Below are 525 nucleotides of genomic sequence, written 5' to 3'. Positions count from 1 at the left end.
CTAGTGCCGCATCAGGCTACGTTCGCCCTGTTCACGATTTCGCGTAGCCGTTGATCCTCGGCGTGCTTGTTGCGCCAGATGATGTAGCTACGGATCATCGACCCCTGCTCCCGATGACTACCGTGATCGGTGCCGTCGAGTGCGAAGTACCGCAACGCCGTGAACTGCGCCTCGATCCGGTTCAACCACGAACTGTTCGTCGGGGTGTACGCGATCTCGACGTTGTTCGCCTCTGCCCACTCCGCGACGCGACGGCACTTTCTCGTGGTCAGGTGGGGTGAGAAGTTGTCGCACACGATCGCGATACGGACCTCGGCTGGGCACAAGGTGCGCAGGTAGCGGCAGAATTCGAGGAACGTGGTGCGGTTCTTCGTGGTCTTGACGTGCCCGTAGAGCTTGTCCTTGCCCAGGTCGTACGCGGCGAACAGATGCCGCACTCCGTGCGGGCGGGTATAGGTCGCCCGCCGCCGGCGCCGCGGTTCCCGGTCCGGGTCCTTGTGCTTGCCACCGCGCTCGTCCCACTGC

Annotated in this window: 1 protein-coding gene; it reads right to left on the bottom strand. The window is 63.6% G+C overall.

From position 1 onward, the window contains the following. Window positions 1-11 precede the first annotated feature (11 nt). Window positions 12-525, bottom strand: a 514-nt coding sequence (locus K3M35_RS25910; RefSeq protein WP_220667302.1) for a transposase, incomplete at its 5' end; no start/stop codon positions are given.

This window comes from Rhodococcus sp. DMU2021 (assembly GCF_019641445.1).
GTDB lineage: Bacteria > Actinomycetota > Actinomycetes > Mycobacteriales > Mycobacteriaceae > Rhodococcus > Rhodococcus pyridinivorans.
The sequence above is the reverse complement of the archived record's forward strand: the minus strand, read 5'-3'. Positions and strand labels throughout refer to the sequence as shown.